General features: G+C 35.9%; 11 protein-coding genes. 1 reads left to right on the top strand and 10 read right to left on the bottom strand.

The genetic code is table 11. The features are described from left to right. Positions 1 to 66 precede the first annotated feature (66 nt). A complete protein-coding gene (locus IW492_RS11060) occupies positions 67 to 1,782 on the bottom strand; it encodes an ABC transporter ATP-binding protein (protein WP_202067689.1) in 1,716 nt (571 codons plus the stop codon). A 560-nt stretch (positions 1,783 to 2,342) separates the two neighbouring features. Between IW492_RS11060 and IW492_RS11055 the strand changes: the two genes are divergently transcribed. After that, on the top strand, positions 2,343 to 3,053 hold the full coding sequence (locus IW492_RS11055) for an HAD family hydrolase (RefSeq protein WP_202067688.1): 711 nt from the start codon (positions 2,343 to 2,345) through the stop codon (positions 3,051 to 3,053). A 429-nt stretch (positions 3,054 to 3,482) separates the two neighbouring features. Here the strand turns inward: IW492_RS11055 and IW492_RS11050 are convergent, their stop codons facing one another. The 9 genes from IW492_RS11050 to IW492_RS11010 form a co-directional block, all read right to left on the bottom strand. Continuing rightward, entirely contained in the window at positions 3,483 to 5,456 is a 1,974-nt protein-coding gene (locus IW492_RS11050) for a glycoside hydrolase family 65 protein (protein WP_236671886.1), read from the bottom strand. 632 nt (positions 5,457 to 6,088) lie between these two features. Beyond that, positions 6,089 to 6,925: a carbohydrate ABC transporter permease gene (locus tag IW492_RS11045; RefSeq protein ID WP_202067687.1), complete on the bottom strand. Its 837-nt coding sequence runs from the start codon at positions 6,923 to 6,925 to the stop codon at positions 6,089 to 6,091. Beyond that, positions 6,925 to 7,827, bottom strand: a complete 903-nt coding sequence (locus tag IW492_RS11040) for a carbohydrate ABC transporter permease (protein WP_202067686.1) — start codon at positions 7,825 to 7,827, stop codon at positions 6,925 to 6,927. The genes IW492_RS11045 and IW492_RS11040 overlap by 1 nt, the downstream gene beginning before the upstream one ends. A gap of 125 nt (positions 7,828 to 7,952) precedes the next feature. Then, positions 7,953 to 9,227, bottom strand: a complete 1,275-nt coding sequence (locus IW492_RS11035; RefSeq protein ID WP_202067685.1) for an extracellular solute-binding protein — start codon at positions 9,225 to 9,227, stop codon at positions 7,953 to 7,955. A 10-nt stretch (positions 9,228 to 9,237) separates the two neighbouring features. Continuing rightward, positions 9,238 to 11,538, bottom strand: a complete 2,301-nt coding sequence (locus IW492_RS11030) for a glycoside hydrolase family 65 protein (protein WP_202067767.1) — start codon at positions 11,536 to 11,538, stop codon at positions 9,238 to 9,240. Positions 11,539 to 11,562: 24 nt separating this feature from the next. Beyond that, entirely contained in the window at positions 11,563 to 12,225 is a 663-nt protein-coding gene (pgmB, locus tag IW492_RS11025) for a beta-phosphoglucomutase (protein WP_202067684.1), read from the bottom strand. 61 nt (positions 12,226 to 12,286) lie between these two features. Then, entirely contained in the window at positions 12,287 to 12,481 is a 195-nt protein-coding gene (locus IW492_RS11020) for a hypothetical protein (protein ID WP_202067683.1), read from the bottom strand. Positions 12,482 to 12,527: 46 nt separating this feature from the next. After that, positions 12,528 to 12,914 (bottom strand): RDD family protein, encoded by a 387-nt coding sequence (locus IW492_RS11015; RefSeq protein ID WP_202067682.1) that lies wholly within the window; start codon positions 12,912 to 12,914, stop codon positions 12,528 to 12,530. A 71-nt stretch (positions 12,915 to 12,985) separates the two neighbouring features. Next, positions 12,986 to 13,978: a LacI family DNA-binding transcriptional regulator gene (locus IW492_RS11010; protein WP_202067681.1), complete on the bottom strand. Its 993-nt coding sequence runs from the start codon at positions 13,976 to 13,978 to the stop codon at positions 12,986 to 12,988. Positions 13,979 to 14,833 lie beyond the last annotated feature (855 nt).

Below are 14,833 nucleotides of genomic sequence, written 5' to 3'. Positions count from 1 at the left end.
TGAGAAACTACTTTCGGATAGTCCTTCTTAATTCTCGGAGCTGATCGCTTTTGTCCCGACCTCACTTTATCTTTTAAACTGAGCATCATGAAGACGTCGATAATGTCCGCCTTTATCCATCAGCTCCTGATGGGTTCCTTCTTCGAGGATTCCTTTATCACTAACCACAATGATACGTGTTGCATGCTTAATTGTAGCCAGTCGATGAGCAATAATCAGCGTTGTTCTGCCGGCAGCCAGTGAATTCAATGATTCCTGAATAACCTGCTCTGTTTCTGTATCAAGAGCTGATGTTGCCTCATCTAAAATCAGAATAGGTGGATTTTTGAGAAACATCCGTGCAATTGCTACACGTTGTTTCTGCCCGCCGGAAAGTTTTACTCCCCGCTCCCCAATGATTGTGTCCAAGCCTTCAGGAAGTAAATCAATGACTTTTTCCAGATGTGCAAGCTTAACAGCCTGTTGAATTTCTTCCTCCTTGGCATCCAGATTTCCATAGGAGATATTCTCGCGAATCGAACCAGGAAACAGAAAAACATCTTGTTGAACAATACCGATTTGGTTTCTTAAAGATGCAAGAGTCATCTCCCGAATATCCATACCGTCAATTGTAATTTCTCCGCCCGTCACATCATAGAATCTTGGCAGCAAATTACACAATGTTGTTTTACCGGAACCGCTCTGTCCCACGAAAGCCACCGTTTCTCCCTTTTGAATCGAAAGATTAATATGACTTAAAACCTTTGTGGCATCTGCGTATGAAAATGAAACATCTTTATATTCAATATCCCCTGTTAAATGTGTAACCGCAACAGCATTGGGACGATCTAGAATGGTCGGTTTCTTATCCATTTCTTCGGCAAAGCGTTTAAATCCTGCAATTCCCTTTGGATAACTTTCAATCATCGTATTTACTTTTTCAATTGGACGAACGAAAACATTGGCCAGTAGAATAAAAGCAACAAACTCTCCCTGAGTAAGCTCTCCTTTAATAATATAGTACCCGCCAAAAATCAGTGTAAATAAGTTAATTAGACGAATCATCAAATAATTGTAAGCTGAGCTGATTCCCATAATCTTATAAAATAGGATTTTTGACTGTCTATATGTTTGATTTAATCCCTCAAAACGCTCACTTTCGAACGGTTCGTTGGCAAAGGATTGTGTCACTCGAATCCCGCTTACAGAAGCTTCCACTCCTGCATTAAACTCCCCCAGATTATCATAAATTCTGGTATTAACCTTTGTCATTTTCTTATTAAAGAAAATCAGGGCAATTGCAATGAACGGAATTAGTACAAATGTAGCAAGCGCCAGTTTGACATGAAAGCTCAGCATCAGCAGGAATGAACCCAATAAGGTCATAATCGTAATGAAAATATCCTCCGGTCCATGATGGGCAACCTCAGAAATTTCGAATAAATCTGTTGTTAAGCGACTCATCAGTTTCCCCGTTTTCTGATTGTCATAATATTCAAATGGCTGAGTTTGCAAATGCTGATACAGCTCCCTGCGCATATCAGTTTCTATATTGACTCCAAGCTTGTGTCCAAAGAACACAACAATATATTGGAGAATTGTATTGAGAACATAGAAAACAAACAAACCAAAACAAGCCAAGGCAATTAAACGAAAATTTCCTTTCGGCATCAGCTTGTCCAAAACCTGATTAACAACCACTGGAAAAGCCAGCTCTAAAAGTCCAGCCAAAACTGCACAGCTGAAATCCAATAAAAATAATCCCTTATATGGTTTATAATAACTAAAAAAACGTTTTAACATGTCATCGTCCCCCTCCTTTTCACATGCACGCCTCCTATTATACGAAAAGAAAATTTGAGATGCAAAAGAAGTTGGTAAATTTTGTAAAAACATCTGAAAATTTCTTTATTCTGCTGAAAATCGAGAAAATACATCAAAGTCGCCTGATCTCATCTGTGTCCATTTTTTGTACTGTCAAAATACATGCATCGAACCTAACAGCTTCTGTCTTCATAACTTAGGGGGGGAGCTGTTTTATTTGTTTAAATCTGCCCTTTCTTATTGTAAATAGCTTAAAATATATTTATTTAAGCCTGAATTTAGTCTATCATTCAAAACCAGCTTTGTTTTTTTTAATAAATCAATTACAATGAAAGAGTTAAATATTTTTCTGAAACTAAAGTGTGTCTGAAAAGTTAGTGGCATTTGAATTTTTCAGTGATTTTTGTTGAAATCAAGGAAGAAAACACAGCTTATGTGGTTCATAAGCGAGTATTTATGACGATGCATTCTATAAAAATCATCAAACTATTCACCGCTTGAGTTTTCAGACACACCCTAATCAAAAGGAGTTGTTTTTGTTGTTAAAGTCCGTTGTGTTTGATGTTGATGATACTGTTTATGACCAGCAGGTTCCTTTTTATTCTGCTGTAAAAAAGATTTTCCCTACATTTCCTAATGAAGAGATACCCAAATTCTATATTCGCTTCCGTCACCATAGCGACAGTGTTTTTGAAAAAACAACTTCTGGTGAATGGTCATTGGCAATTATGCGCTTTTATCGATTAGCTGAATCTCTGAAAGATTTTGGCTGGTCCTCGTTAACAGAAAAAGAAAGCTGCGCTTTTCAACAGGTCTATGAAGATGAATTAGGGAATATCCAGATGCATCCTGAAATCGTTCGAGTATTTGACTATTTAAAGGGAAAACAGATTCCCTTGGGGATTATTACAAATGGCCCCACTGACCACCAGTACAAAAAGATTAAACAGTTAAAAATCGAAGCATGGATTCCATCTGACAATATCTTTATTTCTCAAAGTACCGGTTTTCAAAAACCTCAAAAAGAAATTTTTGATCTAACTGCGAAACAGATGCAGCTTGATCCTCAGACTGCTCTTTATATCGGAGACAGCTTTGAAAATGATGTCGTTGGTGCGCATAATGCTGGTTGGCATTCTTTATGGCTCAATCACAGATTAAGAGATAAACCAAAAAATACGGAAGCATCCTCTCTAAAAGAATTAACTTCCTTCGATAAACTTTTTGATACAGTTTCCTCCTTCATCTAGTAAAAAAAAAGGGTTGTGACAGAGCTTCTTCATAAGAGCTTGATCCTACACTTCTTATGAATGCTCGACTCATACAAAGACTGGAACACCGTTTATTCGGCTTTAGGGGTACTTATATCACGATCCCTCCTAAAAGTCTTTGTATGTCTCTGCGGTTAGCTACCTTCTATTTAAATTTGAATGTGTAAGCATTCAATCTTTAAACAGAGTCCATCCCCTTGATCCAGCAGAATGCTAGACAGACGACAATCTTTAAAGGTGAAACATTCACCCCATAATTGGAGCAGCTGCCAATTAATAGGAGAGAACAACGCGACATTTTCTGCTGCGTTATTCCCGTGCTGGATGCACGTTTCTTGGATTAGAGTCATAACTTAGTCAATACACTACCAGAAAAAGTATTCTATTTTTTAACACAAAAGCATTTTTTTATTTGATAATAATTTTTTTCTTCTCGCCTTTAATAGTCAGTGTAAAGCTCAATGATTTTATCTCTTTAGGCAAATTATTTTTAACTGAAATTTCACCATTAGTAAAGGTAAGTCCAGCAAATCCATAGATTAAGCCTAGCCAAGAACCTCCCATATTAGCCGCATGAATCCCATGACTGGCATTTCCTTGATGATCTTCTAAATCCATTATTGCTGCTTCTTTAAAAAATTGATATGCCAGCTCTTTTCTGCCTAGCTTACTTGCTGCGACACCATACACTGCTTTGGAAAGTGAACTATCATGTGTAGTTAATGGTTCGTAAAAATCAAAGTCACGAGCGACTTGCTCAACAGGAACATCGAAAAGCATATGAGCTAAAATAGTATCTGCTTGTTTCAAAACTTGATACTTATAAATAATCATTGGATGGTAATGTAAGAGCAATGGATAGTTTTCCTCAGGCGTATTTTCAAAATCCCATATCTCTTTGCTTAAAAATGTATCATCCTGATTAGTAATCATCAAAGTCTCATCAAAGCTAAAATACATTTGATCAGCACACCGCTGCCAATGCTTTGCTTCATCGTTATTTTTGTTCAGCCGATTTGAAAGCTGAACTGCATAATAGAGATTATTTTGTGCCATTTTATTTGTATAATAATTATTATTCACTAACGCAGTATATTCATCAGGTCCAGTTACTCCATGAATTTCAAAGCCTCGCTTTGAAAAAAAGCCGTAACTTGACCAAAATCTAGCAGTTTCAAAAATTAATTCACTATTTATCTCAATAAACTCGGCATCCCCTGTTACTTTTTCATATAGTTCAAATGCATAGGTGATATCTGCATTAATATGAACTTGTGCCGTTCCAGCAGGATAATAAGCAGAGGTTTCTTCACCATTGATTGTACGCCAGGCAAAAAGAGCCCCATTCATTCCCAGTTCTTTGGCTCTATCTTGTGCTTTGGGCAAAATATTTATACGGTAGGTTAATAAGCTTTTAGCTATTTCCGGTTGTGTATAAATAAAGAAAGGCAATAGATAAATCTCCGTATCCCAAAAATAATGTCCTTCGTATCCTTCTCCTGTTAGTCCCTTAGCACAAAAATTGCTAAAGCCATCACGTCCTGCCGAGTTAAAGAGGTGGTATAAATTGAAACGAATTCCTTTTTGAAGCTGAGCATCACCTTCTATTTCAATATCTGAGCTTTCCCAAAAATTTTTGAAAATTTCGATTTGTTGTTCTTTAAGCTCATCATAGTGAACAGAGTCAAATTTATTTTCACGAGAAATTTGATAGAGCTGTGTGAAAGTCGTTATCTCCCCTTCATCAATTAACAACTCTTCAGAAAAAGTATCAAACCTGACATGCAGACTCAGGCAGCTATTTGGTGTAGTAAATTTATTTCCTTCGTGAAGCAAATTAACGCTGATTTTTTTAATTCTTGGATCAAATTCAAGGCTCTCCTCCACTGAAATAGGGATTGCCTTTTTAGTAATTTGTATTTTTCCGGAAAAATTGATTGCTCTAATCCTAATCTTTTGAGCATAAGTAGTTCGATTGAAATGGCTGGTAAAGCTTTCAAGCTCATATTCAATTTTTTTTCCATCAGCTGTTTTATAGATAAATATTTCTGTTAGAATACCTCGTTTCATATCCAACTCGACATTCATAGAACACAAAGAAAGATTGTCATCTCCGTCAATAGCCAGTTCCACACTTCTTAAGTCAAATAAATTAACCATTGTTTGATGATTTTTGGCATATCCATATGCATTTTCTCCATAGTTAATCTCATTACTTTCATAAAATCCATTCAAAAAAGTACATGGATTACTTTCCTTTATCGGCATAGGCAGACTAGCACGAACACCTATAGCACCATTTGCTTGAGCAAATAAAGTTTCAATATTTTGAACAGAGGTATTTCCTAAATCATCTAAAGTTAAAATAAAATCATTAATCATCTATTTCTTACTCCTAATTCATAATTATATTTTTAGGTAATCTAAGAATAAATAAACATTTTACTCAGATTATTTATTCCTAAATAGTTCTCTAAACAGCAGTTTGCCTAGTACGTGTTCTAGTGTCTTGTCCGGAAATTACTCTTCTGTAAAACACAACTGCAAGAATCGTCATGGTTAAACATTCGGGCAGTGAGCCGCAAGCGACTCGGCTGCGAAATTTGGTTGTCCGATTCCATTGCTGAATCAAGTTAAATCAGCTGTAACGATCCTTGTAAGACAGCTGCTGATTCCCGATTTTCCTTTAATACTATGGAAATTCTTGATTGTCCGATCTTTTTGTTTTTCACTGACTCAAACACATATCCTATCATTTCTTTCTCTTACCAAACAGCTCTTATTTAACCGTATTCGACTATTAACAAGGGTTTATCAACAAAAACAGAGAAAATAAATCTACAGATAAGAATGCTGGGGCGTGTCTGAAAAGTTAGTAAGATTTGAATTTTTCAGTGACTTTAGTTGAAATCAAGGAAGAAAACACGGCTTATATGGTTCATAAGCGAGTATCTATGACAATGAGTTCTATAGTATTCACCGCTTGAGTTTTCAGATACCCCCTAAGATAAAATCTATTTCTCACCATCCATCCGAACACCTTGCAGAAAGTATTTATTAAAAATAACATACAATATAACAATTGGAATGATGGAGATAATACTTGCCGGCATAATTTGATCCCAGCGTTGACCAGCATTTTGTGATTTAAATGTTTGCAGTCCTAATGTCAAAGTATACTTAGATGGTGTTGTCATGTAAAGCATCGGTTTTAAGAACTCGTTCCAAAAACCCATAAAGACAAAAACAGCTTGAGTCGAAATGCTGGGTTTAGCTAAAGGCATTACAATTCTAAAGAAAGTTCCTGTTCGAGATAATCCATCAATTGTTGCCGCTTCTTCTACCTCTTGAGGGAAGCTCAAAAAGAACTGCCGCATCATAAAAATATTTCCGATATTAATTGCAGCGGGTAAAATCAAGGCTGTAAAGCTGTCCTTCATCCCAAGACTTGAAATAATTAAGTAGTTGGGAATTAATAAGACCTGAGCAGGCACCATCATCATTGCCAGCATTCCCCAATAAATTCGCTCACGACCTGGAAAGGTAATCCGAGCTAAAGCATATCCGGCCATTGTATTCAAAAATAAATTGACTGCTGTACCTATGATCGATACAATCAATGAGTTCATAAACCAACGTGGAAAATTTTCACTTCGTCCTAAAATATATTGATAATTCGCCAATGTAAAATCGCCGCCAAAAATATTCATTCCACCGGAAACAATCTCTTTTAACGGCTTAAAGCTTGCAGCTACCGCCCAAATAAATGGATAGAAGGTTATCAAAGCATATAAAATCAAGATCACATACAATAAAATTTTAAAAAATTGCTGTTTTTTTGTCTTTTTCATTATTTTCCTCCATTTAATTTTTCAGCGATACGGCTTACAATAAAAATTATTATCGATAAAACAACAGCTAAGGCTGCGGCAAATCCCATGGTTGGCATTTGTCCAAATGCATTTTGGTAAATTAAAAGACTGAGTGTCAGAGTAGAATTATTAGGCCCGCCGCTTCCGTTACTAAAGATATACGCTTGGTCAAACATTTGAAAAGTTCCTATAATTCCTGTTATTATGACGTACGTTGTGATTGGTCGCAGATAAGGGATCGTAACAAATCGCAGCTTTTCTAAGGCATTCGCTCCATCAATTTCAGCTGCTTCATATAGAGAATAAGGTAAGTCCACTAAGGATGCAAGATAGATAGTCATAAAATAAGGTACAGTTGACCAGATATTCATTGCCATAATAACCTTTAATGCATATTCTGGTTCCTGCAAAAAATTGATTGGCGTATTATACAAACCTAAATTTATTAAAAAATCATTGATGGGTCCATTGATATTAAATAAGAACATAAAGATGATTGTCAAAGCGCTGGAGCTCGTCAGTGTAGGTAAAAAATATATCATCCGAAAAACTTTCTTTCCTCTAACATCACGGCTTGCTAGAACATACGCCATTACAAGGGCTATGATTGTTTGAATAGGAACAACGAACAGAGCAAAAACTGCCGTATTTTTCAAAGCGATTAAGCTCCTTGTATCTTTAAATATATTTATATAGTTTTCAAAGTTATTCCACGTATACTCACCAGTAAATAAATCAACTTTATTGAATGATAAATAGATAGCAAAAACAATTGAAATAACAAAAAATACCAACAAAACTAGAAGTGCAGGTAGGATAAAAGCATAACCTTGCATTATTTTATTGATTTCTCTTTTTGATTTTTTCACTCTTTTTTCCATTTTTTCCTCCTTAAGACCAACCATCTTTATTCTAACAAGCTTAAAGAATGTTCCGAGTGAGTTCAGGACAAACACTCATGAAAACTTTTGTCCCCATGAGTGTTTGCCTTGACCTCCTACGCAGCTTATTCAGCTTTTTTAATATCTTCAATGGCTTGCTTGTCAGCTTTTTTCATTGCATCTTCCAGAGTTGTTTTCCCAGAAGCAACATCCGGCCAATAATTCATATAAGCATTATTAATCGTAGTCAGGCTGGTTCCTTTTTGCCAGACAGTAGAATAATCAACTGCAGTGAGATGAATCTTCAAATCTTCATTTTTACTAACATCTGCTGTTTCTGCTACATCATCTCGTGTTGGTAATGTTCCAGTACCATTTACCCATTTCGCCATACCTTCTTTACCAGTAGCAAATTTGATCCAAGCATCTGCCAAAGCCGAGCTGTTCGTTCCGGCGTATTTGCCCCAGCCAACAGAGAACATCATGCCGCCTTCTTCTCCTTTGTATGTCGCCATTGGTGAAACTGAAAAGTTGATATCTTTAAATTCATCTTTCAACGTTTGATACACCCAGTTTCCTTCATCCATCATTGCAATTTTCCCTGTACCAAATGCTTCTCCATTCCACCCGGCACCAATCTCTTGAGGGGTTACTACAGCATCCGTACCAATCAATTCTTTAAGAATAGACAGATTATTTACAACATTTTCATCTTCAAGGTTAGGCATACCATCTTCCATTATCGGCTCCGCTCCATCACGGGCCGCCAAATGATAGGCGCGCGAAAGTTCGGCAGTATAGCTCATTGCTTTTACTTTTCCCTCCCCATACTTTTCATCTAATTTTTTTTGAAAACCCGGCAACCAATCGATTAACTCTTCATAAGAGCCGGGAACAGAGTCAGGATCAACACCAACCTCTTCAAAAATACCTGTATTTTTATACAAAGCTAATGTTGAAAAATCTTTAGGAATAGCATAAAGATTGCCATCATCACTAAATGAATTTATCAAATTTTCATAGTATTTATCTGCTGAAAATCCTTCTTTATCTAATGGTGCAAGAGCTTTTTTACTTACTAAAAATGGAAAATATGAGGAATCTACATAAAATGCATCCGGTGCTGTTTTACCGATTAAATCTGTTTGAATTTGCGTATTATAATCTGTATATGTTTTTAAACTTACTTTTGCGCCTGTCTCTTCTTCAAAATCCGTTATCAAAGATTTTAAGGATTTTTCTTCTGACTCATTTCCTCCCCAAACACCTAATTTCAAGGTCTTACCATTAAAATCAGTCTCATCTTTTCCATTATCAGAGCTGTTGTTTCCACATGCAACCAAACTAATTGAAGCAACAGCTAAAATCCCAACCATAAATAATTTTCTCCATTTTTTCATAATCATCCTCCTAAGATAGTTGTAATCGATCTTTTAATGTGTAATTTTTCCCTTTTGAAATAAACGTTATATCAGCTCCATTCGCTTCTTTTGTCAATTCAAATCCATCGCTAGTTACTTTAACAGTGATAGACTGTCCTTGATAATCAAATCCATACGTTAATTCTTTCCAGGCATTTGGCAGATGAGGTTCAATTCTCAGCTGCCCTTCAATCATACGAACACCGCCATAGCCAAAAACAATCATTTGCCAGATTCCTCCGAGACTTCCAGCATGAATACCATCATCTGAAGATTTCATGTATTCACCCATATCAATGTTGCAGGCTTTTTTGAAGAATTCATAGGATTCGTCTAGTTTCCCAAGATCAGCAGCAAGAATGGCATGTGTGGAAAGACTCAGTGAACTATCGTGAGTTGTTTTTGGTTCATAGTAGTCAAAGTTTTTTAATTTCAGTTCATGAGAGAATAATCCTTCGAACAAGTATAAGAGCAATAATACATCTGCTTGCTTTGTTATTTGCATTTCATTTACTTGCTCTAAATTATAGTCATGAAACAATCCATCAACTCCATCTACTGCCTTATAGTTAGACAAATCAATGACTTCCTTCTCTAAATATGAATCATCCTCTGGAATAATCCCCTCTTCTGTAGGCTGTGGTAAAAAGATTTTATCGACCTTTTGTTCCAGGTCACTGAGTACACGCTCCAATTCCAATTTTTGATTCAGCTTTTCAAAAAGGACAGGTTGATTTTCTTTGAGTTCTTCAGCTAAATTTAGAGCGTAAGTGACATTCCAATGTGCTGTATAATTTGTATAGGCATTATTGTTAACATGCTCCTTATATTCATCTGGTCCAATAACATCTCTAATCTCATAGCAGTCCTTTTCAGTATTGTACTCCAACCTGCTTCCCCAAAACTTAGCAGTATCAAATAGAATTTCATAAGCTTTTTCCTCTGCAAATTCTTTATCCCCGGTAACATCAATGTACTGCTTTACTCCAAACGTTACATCGCTTGTAATATGCTGCTCAATGAAGCCTGACCAAATTTTGGTTGATTGTCCTGTGACAATATCTGCAGCACCCCAAACTGGTGTTACTTCTCCATCAGTCGGATTTGCTGCTTCCCATGGATATTGGGCTCCTTCATATCCATTTGCTTTTGCTTTTTTATGAGCACCATCGAGACCTAAATATCGATAGGTCACTAAGCTCTTAGCGATATCAGAGTGTGTGAAATTAAAATATGGCAGCATAAAAATTTCTGTATCCCAAAAAGTGTGTCCTTTATAGCCTTCCCCACTCAAACCTTTGGCACCAATATTCATTCGATTATCATGAGCAGGTGTCATTATGTGTAAATGATATTTTGCAAAATGGATAGCTAGTTGATCTTTAAAATTTTCTGATTCAATTTTGATAGGGTGTTTATTCCAAATCTCTTCCCATTTTCTTGACGATTCATTTAACAGATCATCAAAAGAATGCATTTCGATTTCTTTCATTTCAGAAATAGCCGTTTGGCGAATGGCAGCTGCCTGATGATTAGAAAGATCATTATCAATAGAGGTATAGACACTCATTCTTTTTTCTATCAAAGCGCTTTCTTTTGATGGGAGATCAAAAAAGTAATTCATAAAGATTTGACGCCGACCCATTTCGATGCGTTCACTTACATTGGCTGCTTTTATATCATGAGCAACAGTGAAAACAAAATCAATTTTGCTGTCTTTCGTTCGCGGCATCATTTGCATGAACCTGCCGTCTATTAAGCCTTTTTCCCCTTCAGTAAAATGCTGACTTCCTGAGTTTGTAACTTGACCATCTATACCAGAACGAATTTGAATGCGAGCAGACTGCTCTGCTAAATTTTTTATCTCCACCAGACTTGATAAATAATGTCGACGAGCTTTGGATACAAAACGGCGAAAGGTAAACTGTAACTTTATTGTTTCAAATGTCCATTCAAATTCGCGTGTTAGTTCACCTGTTCTCAAATTTAAGCGCTTACTATAATTAGATACTTTTCCTTTTTCCAAGGTAAAATTTTCACCATTAATAATAAAATCCATCCACCACAAATCAGGAATATTTGGTAGTTCGCTCACTTCATTTTCATCAAATTTGTTGAATGTTCCCGCAACAAATGTATTACGGCGTTCATTAGTATAGTGTTCTTCTGCAGCACTTCGAGTGCCGAGATAGCCATTTCCCAGTGCCATGATACTTTCTGTCTTACCTAAATATTTACTGTCAAAGCCTAGTTCTTCAATTTGCCAAAGTTTATCTTTGAGATAATTCATTTTTGCCAACTTTTATCCTACTTTCTACTGTTTATTCCAAATTGTTTCCAGCTTGTTCCATGTTAATTCACTTGTATCCTTAACAACTGCAATATCTGTTCCCAGAATCTCTGGACTGCCAACTCCTATCGGTACTGCCCCGGCAGCCTTGATTGCTTGTATTCCTGCTTGAGCATCTTCAATTCCTAAAGCATCCTTAATATCTACCCCGACACCTTCTGCAGCAGCTAAGAAAATATCTGGTGCAGGTTTACTGGCACTAACTTTCTCTGGGTCAGCAACCATATCAAAATAGTCTGTCAGCCCCATTTGTTCTAAAAGAAAAGAACCATTTTTTGAAGCAGATGCAAGAGCAATCTTAATATTCTTTTCTTTTAAGCTTTTCAATAGTTCTAAAATTCCAGGATAAATATCTTTTGATGAAACAGCTTGGATCATTTGAACATAATTATCATTCTTTCGTGCAGCCAGGGCATTAAGCTCTTCCAATGAAAATTTATTTTCCTTATCGCCGGCCGCTATGATACGACGTAAAGACTCTTCTCTTGAGACTCCTTTTAACTGCTCGTTAAATTTTCTGTCAATTGAGATATCCAATTCATTAGCCAGCTTTTTCCAAGCTAAGTAATGGTATTCTGCAGTGTCCGTAATCACACCGTCTAAATCAAATAAGACTGCTCTAAACATTTTTTCAGAGAACTCCTTTATTATTTTTATCCTAAAACGTTTTAGTAATCGGCGAAAAAAATTATTCATTAAAATAAGTATTATTTCGAAAAATAACGACGACTAATCCAAATAGGTAAATGCCTATTATTAAAATTAATTTAAGCTGAAGCAGCAGTCCTAAAATAATAAAGGGGATCAGATATAGTGCATAGGCAACTAGTATTTTTTGGGGATCATAATTATTTCGATAGAACCAAGCTAAGAAATAACTCACTGCAAAAGTAACTCCTACTGTTAAAAGAAGAGACTCCGTTGACATCTCAGTCACAAAGAACAACCTCACTTTTAGCTGTGATATCATGCAAGAATTTCTCTGTTTTGAAATAGAGAACAATGCTAATCAATCCAACTATCCAGCCTAAAATTGGTAAAAAATACAAAATCTTAACCACTTCCCGCACGCTATCATCCATGATACTTATACCTGTATCTTTTACTTTGATTTTTGCGAACGATTTTCCAATTGTTTTTCCGCAAAAGGAGTGAACCGCCACAACATGGTAAATAATAAAAAGAGCCGCAGTTACTATTTCTGGCGTAAAATAACCACTTGACACTGCATTAACTAAAAAATACAGCGGCAAATAGATGACAATCCAATCAATTATTGCTGCTAAAACTCTTTGAACAAAAAATAAATTTTTCATACTACCTCTTCCTAAAACGTTTTAGCTATATTCAGATTATATTTTGAAACGCTTTCAATGTCAATCTTTTTTCAAAAAATTTTTGCACTCTGTCTTTCTATCAATTCAAAATCAACAAAAGAATGTTTAGCTTGCCCTGTTTCTATATGTTCAATTAAGTTTTCAGCAGCTACCTTTGCAATTTTAAAAATATCTTGTCGAACAGTAGTTAATGTTGGCGTTGTATAGGATGCTAACGTAATATCGTCGAATCCTACTAAAGCAATCTGATCTATTAGTTCCAGCTCTTTCAATGCCTTCAAACAACCAATTGCCATAAGGTCACTAGCAGCAAAAATAGCATCATATTTCTCTAGCTCATTTATTTTGAATAGCTTCAAAATCATTTCAAATGCTCGTTGCTCACTATAGTCAGCAAATACTACGTGGGGCTTTTTTACAGCCTCTTTATATCCTGCTTCACGTTCAAGAGATACCGTTGCCCTAGGATCCCCATTCATAAATAGGATATTCTGAAATCCCTTATTAAGGAGAGCCTTTGTCATTTCAAAGCTTGCTTTTTCATTATCAATACTAACCATTCCAATTTCTGTATTATCTATATACAAATCAATAGCGACTACAGGTAAATCAAACTGTTTCAGCTCTTCATAATACGGATCAGTTGTGCGCAGACCTTGAATAATTACCCCTGAAATATTATGCTCGCTACAAAACTGTTTAAGTGTTTTTTCATTTTGCTTCTTTAAATTCGTAGAATAGAATACAAACTCATACTTTGTATCATCTAAATATTCACTAACACCAGAAATGATTTCTAAGGGCATTGCCACTCCTCGAGCAATAGCATTAATATCATTTAGAATAAGTGCAACTGTTTTCATTTGTTTGCTTGACAAACTGCGTGCAGCAGAGTTTGGGATATAGCCAAGCTGTTTGGCAGCCTCTTGAACCCTTTTCTTTGTATCTTCGCTAATATCCTCATAATCATTAAAAACATGTGAGACACTACTTACTGAAACTCCAGCTAGTTTAGCAACATCTCTTATCGTTATTTTCTTCACTATACATTCCCATCCCCTCTACCTCTATTGTATTCTATAGATTACTTAAACAAAAATCAAACAGCAGTTGTATCTATTCCAAGGTTCAAGTACAGATTGTTTCTCTCTAATAAAATATTAGCTTATATCCATATCTTGTTAGATATTTACAGCAGAATTTGCTCTAACAAATAATAAACAGCATTTACAATACTTAGAATTTAATTCCCCTGGAATAAAAACAATCCTATCAATAATTCATCACCCACAAGTAAGGGTCGTCTCCTTCCTTCCATAGATAATAAACTAAGAAACATAGACAGGGGGATTAATATAACTTTTGGACCGAATTCTTCACACCAGCTTTCGATAGATGACCGATTTCAACAAGCAAAGATTACTGGAAACCATTATATGTGGGGACTTACGATTCCAGTATGCCTTGCATATCCCCGGTTCCAATCAATAACCTTTCAGTAAAAATAGTTTTAATCGTTTCCGAAGATGATCGTATCTTCAAAGGTAAGAATTTTTATGAATTCTTGCTATTAGCCTACGCATACAGCTATCTCTTTATACATGGAATAAATTTTAACAAATTTATCCCCATCAGAGCTTCGCATACCATTCTGCCTGCTGTTCCTGCAATAGTAGGATATCCTTGTATCTACGAGTCTCACTACATTGCGCTACACTACACTTCGTTTCGATCTCATCAATTTCTAAATGGCAGAGCCATTAAGAATTGAAGGACTTCGTTTCGATCTCATCAATTTCTAAATGGCAGAGCCATTAAGAATTGAAGGACTTCGTTTCGATCTCATCAATTTCTAAATGGCAGAGCCATTAAGAATTGAAGGACTTCGTTTCGATCTC

Source organism: Enterococcus sp. BWB1-3 (genome assembly GCF_016745275.1).
Lineage (GTDB): Bacteria > Bacillota > Bacilli > Lactobacillales > Enterococcaceae > Enterococcus_L.
Note: the sequence above shows the minus strand (reverse complement) of the source record. Positions and strands in the feature narration are given on the sequence as shown.

Bases quoted from the DNA above. Each gene is read 5' to 3' on its own strand.
- IW492_RS11060 (WP_202067689.1), bottom strand. From the start codon at position 1,782: ATGTTAAAACGTTTTTTTAGTTATTATAAACCATATAAGGGATTATTT.
- IW492_RS11050 (WP_236671886.1), bottom strand. From the start codon at position 5,456: ATGATTAATGATTTTATTTTAACTTTAGATGATTTAGGAAATACCTCT.
- IW492_RS11045 (WP_202067687.1), bottom strand. From the start codon at position 6,925: ATGAAAAAGACAAAAAAACAGCAATTTTTTAAAATTTTATTGTATGTG.
- IW492_RS11040 (WP_202067686.1), bottom strand. From the start codon at position 7,827: ATGGAAAAAAGAGTGAAAAAATCAAAAAGAGAAATCAATAAAATAATG.
- IW492_RS11035 (WP_202067685.1), bottom strand. From the start codon at position 9,227: ATGAAAAAATGGAGAAAATTATTTATGGTTGGGATTTTAGCTGTTGCT.
- IW492_RS11030 (WP_202067767.1), bottom strand. From the start codon at position 11,538: ATGAATTATCTCAAAGATAAACTTTGGCAAATTGAAGAACTAGGCTTT.
- pgmB (WP_202067684.1), bottom strand. From the start codon at position 12,225: ATGTTTAGAGCAGTCTTATTTGATTTAGACGGTGTGATTACGGACACT.
- IW492_RS11015 (WP_202067682.1), bottom strand. From the start codon at position 12,914: ATGAAAAATTTATTTTTTGTTCAAAGAGTTTTAGCAGCAATAATTGAT.